Annotated in this window: 14 protein-coding genes; 6 read left to right on the forward strand and 8 right to left on the reverse strand. The window is 63.3% G+C overall.

Features of this window, described 5'->3' with window-relative positions:
* The first annotated feature begins 44 nt into the window (after positions 1 to 44).
* The gene (locus DIC66_RS19235) at positions 45 to 1,712 is read left to right on the forward strand and encodes an FAD-dependent oxidoreductase (protein ID WP_158558952.1); all 1,668 of its coding nucleotides are present in this window, start codon (positions 45 to 47) and stop codon (positions 1,710 to 1,712) included.
* A gap of 46 nt (positions 1,713 to 1,758) precedes the next feature.
* On the opposite strand, the gene DIC66_RS19240 is transcribed toward DIC66_RS19235, so the two are convergent.
* The 8 genes from DIC66_RS19240 to DIC66_RS19275 form a co-directional block, all read right to left on the reverse strand.
* Positions 1,759 to 2,730, reverse strand: a complete 972-nt coding sequence (locus DIC66_RS19240) for a PDR/VanB family oxidoreductase (RefSeq protein ID WP_117179806.1) — start codon at positions 2,728 to 2,730, stop codon at positions 1,759 to 1,761.
* 51 nt (positions 2,731 to 2,781) lie between these two features.
* Complete coding sequence (locus DIC66_RS19245) at positions 2,782 to 3,561, reverse strand: IclR family transcriptional regulator (protein WP_158558953.1); 780 nt, start codon at positions 3,559 to 3,561, stop codon at positions 2,782 to 2,784.
* An 83-nt stretch (positions 3,562 to 3,644) separates the two neighbouring features.
* Positions 3,645 to 5,717 carry an acetate--CoA ligase family protein gene (locus tag DIC66_RS19250; RefSeq protein WP_117179808.1) on the reverse strand — a complete coding sequence of 691 codons (2,073 nt, stop codon included), beginning with the start codon at positions 5,715 to 5,717 and terminating at the stop codon, positions 3,645 to 3,647.
* A 20-nt stretch (positions 5,718 to 5,737) separates the two neighbouring features.
* A complete protein-coding gene (locus tag DIC66_RS19255; protein WP_117179809.1) occupies positions 5,738 to 6,886 on the reverse strand; it encodes an FAS1-like dehydratase domain-containing protein in 1,149 nt (382 codons plus the stop codon).
* 45 nt (positions 6,887 to 6,931) lie between these two features.
* Positions 6,932 to 7,699 carry an SDR family NAD(P)-dependent oxidoreductase gene (locus tag DIC66_RS19260; protein WP_117179810.1) on the reverse strand — a complete coding sequence of 256 codons (768 nt, stop codon included), beginning with the start codon at positions 7,697 to 7,699 and terminating at the stop codon, positions 6,932 to 6,934.
* 28 nt (positions 7,700 to 7,727) lie between these two features.
* A complete protein-coding gene (locus DIC66_RS19265) occupies positions 7,728 to 8,417 on the reverse strand; it encodes a ThuA domain-containing protein (RefSeq protein WP_117179811.1) in 690 nt (229 codons plus the stop codon).
* 1 nt (position 8,418) lies between these two features.
* Complete coding sequence (locus DIC66_RS19270; RefSeq protein WP_117179812.1) at positions 8,419 to 9,168, reverse strand: SDR family NAD(P)-dependent oxidoreductase; 750 nt, start codon at positions 9,166 to 9,168, stop codon at positions 8,419 to 8,421.
* A gap of 16 nt (positions 9,169 to 9,184) precedes the next feature.
* Complete coding sequence (locus DIC66_RS19275) at positions 9,185 to 10,438, reverse strand: metal-dependent hydrolase family protein (protein WP_158558954.1); 1,254 nt, start codon at positions 10,436 to 10,438, stop codon at positions 9,185 to 9,187.
* Between the two features lie 291 nt (positions 10,439 to 10,729).
* Here DIC66_RS19275 and DIC66_RS19280 point away from each other — a divergent pair, with 291 nt between their 5' ends.
* The 5 genes from DIC66_RS19280 to DIC66_RS19300 are packed head-to-tail and all read left to right on the forward strand — an operon-like array spanning position 10,730 to position 14,552.
* Positions 10,730 to 11,983, forward strand: coding sequence for an aromatic ring-hydroxylating oxygenase subunit alpha (locus tag DIC66_RS19280; RefSeq protein WP_158558955.1), 1,254 nt, complete (start codon positions 10,730 to 10,732; stop codon positions 11,981 to 11,983).
* Complete coding sequence (locus DIC66_RS19285; protein ID WP_117179815.1) at positions 11,980 to 12,531, forward strand: nuclear transport factor 2 family protein; 552 nt, start codon at positions 11,980 to 11,982, stop codon at positions 12,529 to 12,531. Before DIC66_RS19280 ends, DIC66_RS19285 begins: the two co-directional genes overlap by 4 nt.
* A gap of 2 nt (positions 12,532 to 12,533) precedes the next feature.
* A complete protein-coding gene (locus DIC66_RS19290; RefSeq protein ID WP_117179816.1) occupies positions 12,534 to 13,151 on the forward strand; it encodes a flavin reductase family protein in 618 nt (205 codons plus the stop codon).
* Positions 13,152 to 13,193: 42 nt separating this feature from the next.
* A complete protein-coding gene (locus DIC66_RS19295) occupies positions 13,194 to 13,898 on the forward strand; it encodes a CoA transferase subunit A (RefSeq protein WP_117179817.1) in 705 nt (234 codons plus the stop codon).
* Between the two features lie 9 nt (positions 13,899 to 13,907).
* The gene (locus DIC66_RS19300) at positions 13,908 to 14,552 is read left to right on the forward strand and encodes a 3-oxoacid CoA-transferase subunit B (protein ID WP_117179818.1); all 645 of its coding nucleotides are present in this window, start codon (positions 13,908 to 13,910) and stop codon (positions 14,550 to 14,552) included.
* Positions 14,553 to 14,558 lie beyond the last annotated feature (6 nt).

The following is a 14,558-nucleotide window of genomic DNA, read 5'->3' on the forward strand; positions in this document are numbered from 1 at the left end:
CCTTCCGATTTTGCGAAGCCGTTTACCCCTCCAAGGCAGCCCGTATGCAAACCCAGTTGATAGACGAAGACAAAGAGTGGGGCTCTGAGTGGACCCGCGTAGCCGATGTAGTGGTGGTGGGCTCCGGCGTGGCCGGACTCACGGCGGCAGTTCAGGCCGCGCGCGCGGGCTCCACCGTGCTGGTGCTGGAGCGGGCCTTGTTGGCCGGCGGCACCACCGCCAAGTCCGGCGGCGTGCTGTGGATTCCCAACAACCGCTACATGCGCGCGCGCGGGCTGGTAGACGACCGTTCGGACGCCATCCGCTACATGGCCAAAAGCGCCTATCCCACACATTACAACGCGCAGCATCCCTCCCTGGGGTTGCCCCCTGAAAAGCTCCGCCTGATCGAGACTTTCTACGACATGGGCCATGTCGCCATCGATGCATTGGTTGACGACGGCGTGCTGGCGCTGGAAGAAATTTTCTACCCCGATTACTACGCCGATATGCCCGAAGACACGGCCCCCGTGGGGCGTGCCCTCAAGCCACTGACCTGGGAGGGCTTCCGCCGTGGTATCGACAAGCTGGAGGGGCAGATCCTGATTGACCAACTGCTGGCCGCTTGTGAAAAGTTGGGCGTGCAATTCCAGACCGACAGCCGCGTGCTGCAACTGCTCAAAGACCCGCAGGGCGAGGTGATAGGCGCCGAGGTACGCGCCGGGCGGCGCACCGAGCTGATGGGTGCGCGCCAGGGCATCGTCTTTGCAACGGGAGGCTTTTTGCACAACCCCAAGCTGGCGCTGGAATACCTGCGCGGACCGGTGATGGGCGGCGCGGCCTGCGAAGGCAGCACGGGAGACTTCATTCCCATGGCCACGGCGCTGGGCGCGTCACTGGGCAACATGACGCACGCCTGGTGGTCGCAGCTGGTGCTGGAGCTGGCACTGCGCAACCGCTCCACACTGCGCGATGTGTACTCGCCCTATGGCGACAGCATGCTGATGGTGAACCGCCACGGCAAGCGCGTGATGAACGAGAAGGCCACCTACAACGAACGCGGCCAGGTGCATTTCCACTGGGATGCGGGTGCGCGCGAATACCCCAACCACCTGCTGTTCTGGCTGTTTGACGATGCACTGGTCAACAACCCGCAGCCCTCACGCTTCCAGTTTCCCATTCCCACACCGGGTGAAACACTGGACTATGTGATCTCGGCTCCCACCTGGGCGCAACTGGCCGCGAAGGTCAGTGTCAGGCTGCAGCAGCTCAGCCCACATACCGGCGGCGTGACGCTGGACAATGCGTTCCAGGTCAATCTGCAAGCCACATTGGAGCGCTTCAATACCATGGCGCTGGCCGGCAATGATCTGGACTTTGCGCGCGGCGAGTCACCCATTGAAAAAGCCTGGGCACAGGCGCCGCGCCCGGGTGCGGCCAGCGGCGCCATGCATCCGCTGTCAGACAGCGGCCCCTACCACTGCATCATCCTGGCTGCCGCGGCGCTCGACACCAAGGGCGGCCCCATCACTGACACCCAGGCCCGGGTGCTGGACCAGAACGACGAACCGATTCCCGGCCTCTTCGGTGCGGGAAACTGTGTGGCTTCACCGGCCGGACAGGCCTATTGGGGCGCCGGTGGAACGATTGGTGTGGCCCTGACCTACGGTTTTATTGCCGGCCAGCAGGCGGCGCAAAGGCCGCGCCGTATGGGCGCGGAATTGCAACTCTGAACGCCAGCCGGGGCAGCGCAGCACACCTGCCGCCCTGGCCTGCGTTCTACAGGTCCAGCACCAGGTGCGCTGACCTGCAATGCGACACACAGACCATCATTGAGCGGTTGGCATCGCGCTCGGCCTGGCTCAGGATGCTGTCACGGTGGTCTATCTCGCCTTCCAGCACCGGGGTCTCGCACGCGCCACAAATGCCTTCACGGCAGCTGTGCCCTGCATCTACGCCTGCCGCAAGCAAGCTGTCCAGCAAGGGGCGTGCGGTGCTCACTTCCAGAACCTGGCCTGACTTCTGCAGCCGCACCGTGTACGTGCGAGGTGCTGCCATCGGGGCTGCAGCCGTTGGGGCTGCGGCAAAGCGCTCCAGGTGCACATGGGGCAGGTTCAGGGCTGCGCAGGTGTCTTCAAAGGCCTGCAGCATGGGGTGTGGGCCACAGCAATAGAAGTGCGTGTCCGGGCCGTGTGCGCCCAGCAGTGCCCGCAGGTCCGGTGGACCACCGGCTTCCTCGTCCAGATGCAGGTGCAGGCGCAGCTGGGGTGAAACCAGGGCCTGCAACTCCTTCAGGAATGACAGCTGGCCCCGGTTGCGCGCGCACACCACCAGGTCGGCCGAGCGGCCGAGTTGCGCCAGGCGCTGCACCATCGCATACAGGGGCGTGATGCCGATGCCGCCGGCCAGCAAAAAGCTGTGTTCGGCGTCCTCGTTGAGCTTGAACAGATTGCGCGGCGCGGAGATGCCCAGGGGCGTGCCCACGCGCAGCTGCTCGTGGATATGGCGCGAGCCGCCGCGGCTGTTGCGGTCGTGCAGCACCGCTACCTGGTAGCAGTCGGGTGCTGCGCCCGGGTTGGTGAGCGAGTAGCTGCGCACAAGGCCGTTGGGCAGGTGAAGGTCGATGTGCGCGCCGGGCTCAAAGGGCGGCAGGGCAAACGTGCTGTCTGCGGCGCGCAGCTCCAGGCTGATCACGTTTTCAGCGACCAAGCGCATTCCCTGCAATACAGCAGCAATGGTGGGAGAGTTCATGGTGGGCAGGGGCAGGGATACGCATCCCTGCCCGTAAAAAAAGGGTGGAATCTAGGAGGCAGCCGGTGGCAGGGCACGCACCGGATAGACGGCACAGCCCAGTCGCTGTGAAATGGACCTGGCCGAGGCGTGCAGGGCGCGGATCAGGTCCTGCTCTTCCTTGGTGCTCAGGAAGTGGGCCGGAAAGGCAGCACCCAGTGCGCCAATCACCTTCTGGTTTTCGGTGAACAACGGTACAGAAATCACGCCCAGGCCAATGCTGGTTTCATTGCGCTGCACCACATAGCCGGTCTCCCGCCCCTGCTGCACAATTTTGGCAATCTCGGCCATGTCCGTCACCGTTTCGGGCGTTATCGCAGGCACCGCAATATTCAGGATGCGCTCGCGCTCTGCAGGCTCCATGAAAGCGATCAGAATGCGCCCCGCGGACGAGGCGCCCATGGGCACGCAGTTGCCCGAATGCCAGCCGGTGTCAATAAACTGCGGCCCTTCCAGGCCAATCAGGTAGAGCGACTGGTCCCGGTGCGGGATCGACAGCCGGATGCTGTGGCCCGTGCTGTTGAGCAATTCGCGCATCACCGGGGTGGCGGCCTGGCACAGCGTGTCGTGCGTGGTGTAGCGCGAGCCCAACAAATAGGAGCGCTGACCTATGTGGTAGGTGCGGGTGGCGGGGTCTTGCTCCACCAGGCCGCTGTCCACCAGGGCGCTCATGATTTTGGAAACCTGGCTCTTGGCCAGCCCGGTACGCAAGGCGATGTCGGTAACACCCAAATCCCTCTTGGAGTTTTCAAAGCACAGCAGAACCCGCAAGCCGGTCCGCAGTGATTTCATATATTCCGTTTGAGACGGTGCAGCGTCTTCCTCAAGGACTGGGGCGTTGGCTGCGGTCGTGTTCATATTGATGGTCTCCAAATCTAATTTTTGTCCGGAACAACTAGTGTATCGAGGGCAATGGCGCCACGTCCATTCATTCGTACGCGCAGGGGATTTATATCCACTTCCCGCACCCATTCGTCGGCCACGAACTGGCTGGCCAGGCGCAGAATCGCCTGGGTCGCCGCTTCGATGTCCAAGGCTGGCTGTCCGCGTGCACCGGCCAGGATGGGGGCGCAGCGTAAACCCGCCAGCACGGCGCGTATTTCCGGCGCACTGGTGGGCAAGGCCAAAAAGCACACATCATCGAACACTTCGGCATAAATGCCACCGGCGCCCACCATCAGCACCCGGCCCAGTTCCGGGTCTACCGAGCAGCCCACGATCAGCTCAAAACCATCCAGCACCATGGGCTGCACCGCGTAGCCATCAATCCGGGCCAGCGGCGCATAGGTCGCCACGCTTTGCTCCATCTGCAGCCAGCTGGCACGCAGGCTGTCGGCGTCCTTCAGATTCAACGCCACACCACCAGCCTCGGTTTTGTGGGCGATGTCGGGCGAGGACACTTTGAGGACCACGGGATAACCCTGTGTGTCGGCGAATTTGACCGCGGCACCCATGTCCTGAAACAGGCCTTCCGGCACCTGGGGCACGCCCGCCAGACGCAAGAAGTCCTGCATGGTCTGGCTTTGCTGCGGCGTGTCTACCTGGGGCTGCGCCGTGTAGCGGGGTAACTGTGCCACCCGGTGGCGGTGCCCCAGTGCCCGGGCCACGCGGTCGGGTGTGGGCAGCATCAGGGCGCCGCTCTCCAGCAGCAGGCTGCGGTCTTCGCGCTCAAAGGCGTCGGACGACGACAGATAGGAAATGGCCAGGCACTTGCCGATCTTGCGGGCGGTATTGGCCTGCTTCGCCAGCCACGGCAGCATGGCCTTGTAGTCGTGCGCCAGGCGCGTCATCACCACCAGCAGCACATCGATGCCGGGGTCTTCCAGTACCGCTTCGGCGCAGGCCGCAAAGCCCATTTCATCGGTAAACAGCGCAGTGTCCACCGGGTTGGCCACGGTCATCTGTGCCGGCAGCAGGCCGCGCAGGCGCGCCTGGGTTGCACCGGAAAACGGGGGCAGCGGCAGCTGGAATTCAGCAGCCGCGTCCGAGATCAGCACACCCATGCCGCCGGACACCGTGAGCACGCCCAGGCCCTGGGTGCCACTGCCGCCGGGGAAGCCCAGACGGTCAAACACAATGGCCACATCCAGCAGTTCATCCAGTGTCTCCACCGATATGATCCCGGCCTGGCGCGACACGTCTTGCCATACCTTCCAGGCGCCCGCCAACTTGCCGGTATGCGACACCGCTGCAGCCCGTCCGAGCTGGGATTTGCCGGCGCGCAGCACCACGATGGCCTTGTTCTTCAGGCGTGCCTTTCGAGTCAGCTCGCTCAGGCGCTCGCCATGCTTGAGGCCTTCGATGTAGAGCGCAATGAGGTTGATGTTGTCATCCTCAATGCTGTGCTCGACCAGGTCCATCAGCCCCACATCGGCCTCGTTGCCGGACGAGACCCAGTAGGCCAGGCCTATGTCCAGGTCGTTGAAGCTTTGCAGCAGCGCATTGCCCAGCGCGCCCGATTGCGTGAACAGTGCCATGCGCCCGGGGCGCGGCATGCGGTTGCGCAGCTCGCTGGAGAAAGTAGCCGCCATGCCCAGTGCAGGATGCAGGGCGCCGACGCAGTTCGGGCCAATCAGGCGTATGCCATGGGTCTGGCAGATGTCGGTCAGGCGTTGCTGCTCGGCCGCACTGCCGGCCTCGGCAAAGCCACCGGCAATCGAGATGGCGCAGCGCACACCCTGCAGCGCGCACTGCTCCAGCGCATCGGCCACCTGGTGCGCGGGCAACAGGATCAGCGCCAGGTCTATATCCCGCGGCAGCGCGCTGATGCTGGGAAAGCAGGGCACGCCACCGATATCCGGGTACTTGGGATTGACGGCAAACACCTGGCCCTGGAAGCCGTAGCGCAACAGGTAAGCCAGGGGCCGCCCTGCCAGCTTGCGGGCGTCCGGCGAGGCACCCACCAGCGCGATGCTGGCGGGCTGCAAAAGGGAGTGGAGGGAACTCATCAGGCGTGCCTTGGCAAGGGTTAACGACGGGGCAGTTCGACCGTGGCGCTACCCTTGGCCGTGGTCTGGCCCAGTTGGTTCTCGGCCCACACTTCCAGGTCCACCAGGGCGCGCTCGCCTTCGATGCGCTTGCCCGTGACACGGCCCTTGGTGTAGGTGCAGTCACCAAAGATGACCGGCAGCTTCAGGCGGATGCTCAAGGCGCGGACAAAGCCCTGGTCGCCGATCCAGTTGGTCAGCGTGGTGGTGACCATGCCGCAGCGCTGCGGGCCGTTGTCATACGGGCCGGGCATGCCCAGGTCCTGGGTGGCAACCTTGGCATCCTGGTGGCCGATGCTGGGCAGCACAGCCGCACCGAAGTAGCTCTTGTCGTAGTTGTTGGGCAGACGCTCGGGGCTATGGTGGGCCCAGTCGCGGTACTTCCAGCGCAGCTTGGTGGACTTGTAGCCCGAGGTGCCCACGGCGCCGCAGTAGTAGGCCGTCATGTCCTGCTGGTTGATGGGGCCGCGCACGGTGCCGGGCAACAGGGTGCCGTCCACTACGTCGTCCCAGAACAGTACCTCGGCGCCGCGGCGGTATTCGTTGACCTGGGCACTGACAATTTTTTCCAGCTCGTCGGCGCTGTACACATGCTTTTCGCGCGGTGCGTAGCGCAGGCCACCCTCGGCGGACTGGCGCCCGACACGGAAGGTGTGCGACTTCACCCGGGTCAGCAAATGGCCGTCCTGGTTGGTGTACTGCACGTCGCCCGTCTGCACGATCATGTTGGAGACGGTCTTGCCCGACAGGGGCTGGGCATCCACATACTCGGCCTTGGCTGTCACCACATCGTTGCGGCGGATGGGCTGGTGGAACTCGGCATCAATGCCGGAGTAGAACCACTGCACATCGGGCAGCCCGGGGGCGACCACGGCATCCCAGATGCCAAAGAAAAAGGTGGGCGGTGCCACCAGGCCACCCCACTTCGTGGTCTTGGCATAGGCCGGGTCGCAGAACAGCGGATTGTCATCGCCAATGCCCCAGGAATAGTGGCGTATGGCGTCCCAGCTGGCTTCCTCGTTCCATTGCTCGACGCGGATCGGCATGCCCAGCAAGGCCCGGGCCTGCGCCAGGGAATCATCGCCAATCGAGGGGGCCAACAACTTGCCTTTAACGGTAGCTTCATCCATTTTTTTTGTCCTGATAAATAAATATATATATGCGCCGGTTGCGCGTTAAATCTTGGTAGAGCCAAGTCCCATTCCACCGTCGACATCGAGCACAGCGCCCGTGGTCCACGAAGCCAGTAACAGGTAGTGAATTGCCTGGGCGATATCCTCTGGTTCACCAATGCGGCCAATCGGATGCAGGGCTGCCAGGTTGCGGAACAGGCGTTTGGATTCCTCCAGGTCCTGTCCGCTGGCAGCGGCATTGATCTCGGTGGCCACAGCCCCGGGTATCACGCAATTCACCCGCACGCCCTTGGGGCCGAGCTCGGCCGCCAGCACGCGCGAGACCGTCAGAATCGCGCCCTTGGATGCTGCATAGGCCAGCCGTCCGGGCAGTGCCAGACGGGAGTGCACCGAGCCGATAAAGACCACCGAGCCTTTGGCGGCCTGCAGCGCGGGCAAGGCCAGTTGCGTCATCAGCAGCGGTGCATTCACATTGGTGTTGAGCACCCGGCTCAGGGCTTCGTCGTCAAGACCTTCCAGGCCGCTGTGGTGGGTGATACCGGCGTTGTTGATGAGTGCATCGAGGCGCCCGCCTCCATGCTGCAGGGCCTGTTGCAGCGCGGCTTGGCGGTCAGCTGCCAGGCACACATCGGCGGCCAGCCAGCTGCAGCGCTCACCAAGGGAGGCGGCCACTGCCTGCAGGCGGTCGGCCCGGCGGCCGGTGATGGTGACGCGTGCGCCCTGGGCGCACAGGTAGCGCGCCGTGCCTTCGCCAATGCCGGAGCCGCCACCGGTTACCAGGATCGACAGGTTTTCAATCGAGCTGTTCATGTAGGTGTCTCTTGGGGTTGTGTTGGGTTCAGAGGGTTTGCCCGCTGGCCCAGCGGGCCGCGCGCTGGATGATTTGCCGGTGCACGCTGTTTGCGAGCGATGCGCTGTCATGGCCCAGGGCGTCATAGACCAGGCGCCCGCTGGGCAGTGTGCGGGTCCACAGGCAGGGCGAGAACTCGGTTTGCCCGGCGGCACGCACCTCCATCAGCGGCTGCACGCCGGGTGCAACCACCATGTCGGTATAGGCCTCGTCCTCCAAGGCAAAGGCGGGCAAGCCGGCTACGATGGGGTGGCTGTTGGCGGTGGGCTGCACCTGCACCGTGCCCAAAGGCGGGTGGTAGGAATGGCCCCAGGTCCAGCGCGCGCCCACGGCGTCCTGCCATTCGGGCCAGTCATCAAAGCAGATGGCGGCAGTGTGCAGGGCCAGTACGCCCTTGCCCGCATCCAGGTGCTGCTGCAGGGCCTGGCGCTGCGCCGGGCTGGGGCTGAAGGCCGACTCCGCGCGCTGGGCGGCAAACTTTTCCTGCGGCATGGTCCAGCGCAGGGCATAGACCGTCAGCAGGTCGTAGTTGCCCGTGGCCAGTTCGGCAAAGCCGTGGTCCAGGTCGTCGGTGACGGTGCTGGCAAAGCCGGCTTCGTTCAGCAGGGCCTGCAGGGTCCGCGAGGCGTCGGCAAAGGGGTGGTAGAGGCCGCCGGTGAGTACCAGGTTTTTCAGCATGTCATTCCCGCGGTATCTGGTTCAACAGGCTGTGCGTCAGGGCCCCGTCCACCACCAGGTTGTGGCCGCTGATGTAGTTGGCCTTTTCTGAGGCCAGGAACAGCACGGCATCGGCAATGTCTTGCTCCAGGCCCAGGCGCTTGAGCGGCACCGCCGCCGTGCGCACGGCGCGCGTGCTGGCATTGGCGTACACCGCAGCACTCATGCCACCATCGATGAAGCCGGGCGACACGGTGTTGACGCGGATGCCCAAGGCGCCCCACTCCAGCGCCATCAGCTCGGTCAGCTTGATCAGGCCGGCCTTGGCGGCGGCATAGGCGTTGGTGCCAAAGCTGGGGGTGATGCCGCCAATCGAGGCGATGTTGACGATGGAGCCCGGCTTGCCTGCATCGCGCAGGCCCGAAGCCACCTGCTGCGACACCACAAAGGCGCCGGTCAGGTCGATGTCCAGAATGCGGCGGAAGTCCTGCACGGTGATGTCCAGCAGGGGTGCGAACTTCACGATGCCGGCGTTGTTGACCAGCAGTTCGGGCACCTGGCCCAGGGTCTGCAATACCTGTGCGACTTGCGCCGCATCGGTGATGTCGCAGGTAAAGGCAGTGGCATCGGGCAGGCTGGCGGACGTGGCCTGGAGTGCAGCGGCATTCACGTCCAGCAGGGCCAGGCGGTAGCCGTCGCGGCTGGCCGCAGCGGCAATGGCTGCGCCAATGCCGCCACTGGAGCCGGTGATGAGGGCGAGCTTTTTGGGCATGGGCCTGTGTTTCTTATTACTTGGCCGCACGTGCCTTGGCCACGATGTCCTTGGTGAGAATCTCGCCAAAGTCGTGGCAGCGCCATTCGGGGATGTTGCTGCGCACCGGATCCTGGCGCTGCAGGTCAATGAAGCGCCCATTGGCCATCACGGCGTGCAACTGTTCACGCTGGCCCAGCAGGGTCACGTCCTTGGAGGGGTCTCCCTTGACCACCAGCAGGTCGGCCAGGCGGTTCTTCTGGATGGTGCCGACCTTGTCCTTCAGGCGCAGGCACAGGGCGCCGTTTTCGGTGGCGCACTGGATGGCTTGCAGGGGCGTCAGGCCGAAGTGCTGCACGAACACTTCCATCTCGCGGTAATGCCAGTCGCCATAAGGCGTGACCGAAAAGCCGGACTCGGAGCCGCACAGCAGCGGCACACCGGCATCAAAGGCCTTGCGGAACATGGCAGAGCTGGTTTCGATTTCCTTGCGGAACAGGTCCTGCAGCGCGGGGCTGGCATGGATGGCATCGCCGAAGTCCGACAGGTTGGCCTGGAATGTCAGGGCCGGCACCAGATGCGCCTGGTATTTGACCAATGCATCCAGGGCCGCATCGTCCATGGAGGTGCCATGGATGATCTGGTCGAAACCGGCCTCGCAGGCCATCACAATCGATTTGGCGCTGCGGCAATGGCCCGCTACCGGCACACCGAGGTCATGCGCGATCGCGGTGATGGTGCGCATCTCTTCCATGGTGAAGGTCACCAGTTCGCCTTCGCTGCGGCGGTGTCCGAGCGAGCCGGTCACATGGACCTTGATCCAGTCGGCGCCTTGTTTGATCTGGCGGCGCACCTCGGCAATGATTTCGTCCTTGCCACTGACCAGACGGGCGTAGGCCATGGTGCCGTGGTCGGGCATGAGCCGACCGGCAGCGCCGCCCACCGAGGTCATCAGGGCATAGCTGCCCGCAGCAATGCGCGGGCCTTCCACCACGCCGTGCTGAATGGCTTCCTTGATATCGATGCCCAGGTCAAAGATGGAGTCCACATCAAAGTAGCCGGTGACACCGGCCGTCAGGATCTTGCGGGCATTGCGCACCGTGGTGATGGCGGCCATGCCGGGGCGGCGGTGGTAGAACAGCTCGTCGTGGCCGGCGGCATCGTCAAAGGTGGAGTGCACATGGGCGTCAATCAGGCCCGGCATCACCGTCATACCGGTGGCATCCAGGCGCTGGGTGCCGGGAAGGGCGGCGGCCTTCTGGTCGGCCTCTGCGCCCACGGCAGTGATCATGTTCCCCTCTACCAGCACGCTGCCCTGAAAAGGCGCTTTCCCCGTACCGTCAATAATTGAACCGTGCTCCAGAAGCCAAGACTGATGTGCCATGAATGCCCTTTAAAGTTTCCACATTGGAATAATTATTTCTTATTTGAATTTATAAATCAACTTAGGGAAAACACTATTTCCTGATTTGATTTGCTTGATTCATACTCTGGCACGCTTATGGAGGCCTTGTTGGCCCCAGGTGCAGGAAACAACCAGCACGCAGCCATTCCGGCTGTGTGTGCCCCTCAGGAGATAGAGATGGCCCAGTCCCCGTACGAGAAGGAACAGACGATTCAGATGGTCAAGCGCGTGGTGCAGCACGCCGCTGCCGGCACCACCGATTCCACCCCCGAGATCTACAAGTTGCCGGTAGAGACGTATTTCCCGCAGAGCTGGGATGAAGAGATGAACGCCATCTTCCGCCGCCTGCCGCTGATGCTGGCGCTGAGCTGTGAGCTGCGCAATCCGGGCGACTACAAGGCGCTGCAGATTCTGGATGTGCCGGTGCTGATCGTGCGCGGTGACGACAACAAGGTACGTGCTTTCATCAACACCTGCACCCACCGCGGCCGCGCCGTCACACCCACCAGCGACGAACTGGGCAACACCAAAACTTTTGTCTGTCCCTACCATGCCTGGCGCTTTGCCACCGATGGCAAGTTGGTGGCAGTGGCCGACCCGCGCAAGTTTGGTGAAGTGGACAAGTGTTCCCTGAACCTGCGCGAGCTGCCTTGCGAGGAGCGTGTGGGCTTCATCTTTGTCAGCCTCACCCGCGGTATGACCTTCAACCTGGACGAATACCTGGGCGGCATGCTCGAAGAGTTGACCTGTCTGGAAGCGGACAAGTGGTTTGTGCACGGCCGCCCACGGCTGGAGAGCGCCAACTGGAAGATCACGCACGACGGCTATGTCGAGTCCTACCACATACCCTTTTTGCACCGCACCACGCTGCACGAACTGTGGAAGCGGGAGAGCCTGAGTTCGGTCTCGATTTACGACGCCTACGGCCCGCTGGATTGCGGACCTCACCAGCGCATGGGCGGCAATGCCTGGGGCTACGACCCGGCGCTGATGGCCAAGATGAAGGATGTGCCGGAGTCCGACTACACCGAGCACCACTTCCATGCCGTGCGCACGCTGTTTCCCATGATTTCCATTTCTGCCAACAAGGCCGGTGGCCTGGTGTCTCAGCTGTTCCCCATCAGCTCCGACCGCTGCGTCACGGTGCAAAACCATGTGTCCACACGCGACCCGGCTAGCATGAGCGCCGAAGAAACCAAGGCCATGCAGGACCGCATTGCGCTGTATACGGCCGTGGTGCGCGATGAGGACTACTCCAGCAGCTTCAGCATCCAGGCCGGTATCAAGACCGGTGCGGTGACCGAGATGCTGTTTGGCCGTAACGAGGGCGGCGCGCAGAATTTCCACAAATCGGTGGCGCACTACGTTGCGCAATACCGGGCCGAAAAGCAGGCCGCCTCAAGCGCAACCCCAACAGAAAGCAAAGCATGAGCGCCGCCCTGACTCTGGAAGAACGCATCACCCGCGTGGAAGACCGCCTAGCACTGCGCGAGATGGTGTCAACCTACAACATTGCCATCGACAACCGCGATCTCGATACCGTGGGTACGCTGTTCACCGCCAACGCATTCTTTGGCTCGGCCGATGGCGCCATGGGGGCCACCGGGCCGCAGGCCATCGTGGACCAGTTCAAGTCACGCTTCAGCGTGCTGGGTGCCACCAACCACTTCACGCACGACCAGCTCATTACCTTCGAGAGCGCAACGCGTGCTACCGGCACCGTGGCGTCGCATGCCGAAGTCTGGCGCAACGAGCAGGCCATGGTCACCGCCCTGCGCTATGCCGACATCTATGAAAAGCAGGACGGCGTCTGGCGCTTTGCCGAGCGCAAGTTGTCATTCATGTATTACCTCAGCCTGGCGGATTACCCCAAGCTGCTGGGCCAACGCGACCGCAACCGCGCAGGCCCTGTGCCGAAGGATGCCGACTGGCCCGAAGGCACCTCCACCTATGTGGAATACCGCCCCGCCAAGGCCTGAAGATGCTGATCGATCCCAAGGGCCTGGACTTCCGGGTGCTGCACCACCTGTTGGCCGGGGCGATTGTTCCGCGCCCGATTGCGCTGGTGAGTACGGTGGGCGAAAGTGGTGTGCAGAATGTGGCGCCGCTGAGTTCCATCAGCATTGCCAGCGTGTCGCCGCCGGTGTTGAGCTTTTCGGTTTCCACGCGGCGCAGGCGTGGTGGCGAGAAGAAGGACACGCTGCGCAATATTGAATTTGCGCGCGAGTTTGTGGTGGCCGTGCCCTGCACCGAAGAGATGGCACAGTCCATGAGCAATGCCGGTGCCGAATTCCCCAGCCATGTCAGCGAGTTTGAGATGACCGGCCTGACACCGGTGCCGGCCAGCTTCGTGAAGGCGGCGCTGGTGGCCCAGGCCCCGGTGAACTTTGAATGCCGCCTGCTGCAAATCATCGAGTTCGGCGAGCACCCCAGCGTCTCCAGCCTGGTGCTGGCCGAAGTGCTGGCTGTGCATGCCAAGGACGAGTTCTATATCGATGGCGAACTTCAGCCGCATCTGATGAAACCGATTGGCCGTCTGCTCGAACCCTATTGCCGCACCCGCGACATCTTCGACTTGCGCGTGGAATACACGCTGTAACAACCGGGTGCCGCCAGTGCGCGAGGCCCTGCAGGAATACGCATGAACAAAATTTATCCGGACGCAGCCAGCGCGCTGCAGGGCTTGGTGGCCGATGGTGCGCTGCTGGCGGTGGGAGGCTTTGGCCTGTGTGGCATACCCGAAGCCCTGATCGAGGCGCTGCAGCACAGCCAGGCCAAAGACCTGACGGTGATCTCCAACAATGCCGGCGTGGATGGCTTTGGCCTGGGCCTGCTGCTGGAGTCACGCCAGATCAAAAAAATGATTTCCAGCTACGTGGGCGAGAACAAGGAGTTCGAGCGCCAGTACCTGGCCGGCGAACTGGAGCTGGAGTTCACGCCGCAGGGCACGCTGGCCGAAAAGTTGCGCGCCGGAGGTGCTGGCATACCCGCCTTCTTCACCAGGACGGGTGTGGGCACCCTGGTGGCCGAGGGCAAGGAGCTGCGCGATTTCAACGGCGAAACCTATGTCATGGAGCACGCCCTGTTTCCGCAGGTGTCGCTGGTCAAAGCCGATGTGGCAGACCGCAGCGGCAACCTGCGTTTCCATTTGACGGCGCGCAATTTCAACCCGGCTGTGGCCATGGCCGGCCGGGTCTGCGTGGTGGAGGTGGAGCGCATCGTCGAGAACGGTGAACTCGCCCCCGATGACATTCACCTGCCTGGCATTTACGTGCACCGCATCGTGCAGAACGCGAGCCCCGAGAAGCGCATTGAAAAGCGCACCACCCGTCAACGCATCGCCTAAAGGAACCCCATGGCTTGGACACAGGAACAGATGGCCGCACGTGCGGCGCAGGAGTTGCAGGACGGCTTTTATGTCAACCTGGGCATTGGCATCCCCACGCTGGTGGCTAACCATGTGCCAGACGATATCGAGGTCTGGCTGCAAAGCGAAAACGGCTTGCTGGGCATAGGGCCCTTCCCGTACGAGGAAGCAGTGGACCCGGATCTGATCAACGCCGGCAAGCAGACCGTTACCACCCTGAAGGGCTCCTCCATTGTCAGCAGCGACCAGGCCTTTGCCATGGTGCGGGGCGGCAAGATCAACCTGTCCATCCTGGGTGCCATGCAGGTGACCGCGCGCGGTGACCTGGCCAACTGGATGATCCCCGGCAAGATGGTCAAGGGCATGGGTGGCGCCATGGATCTGGTGGCCGGTGTGCCGCGGGTGATCGTGCTGATGGAGCATGTGGCCCGCAACAAGAGCGGTGCGCAGGATTTGAAGATTCTGGAGCACTGCACCTTGCCGCTGACCGGGCGCGCGGTGGTGGACCGCATCATCACCGACCTGGGTGTGATGGACGTCACACCGCAGGGTTTGCGGCTGCTGGAGTTGGCGCCCGGTGTGACGCTGGATTACATCCAGGCCCGCACCGGTGTGCCCCTGATCAGCGACTGAGTGGCG

It is taken from the genome of Rhodoferax lacus, from assembly GCF_003415675.1.
Taxonomy (GTDB): domain Bacteria; phylum Pseudomonadota; class Gammaproteobacteria; order Burkholderiales; family Burkholderiaceae_C; genus Allorhodoferax; species Allorhodoferax lacus.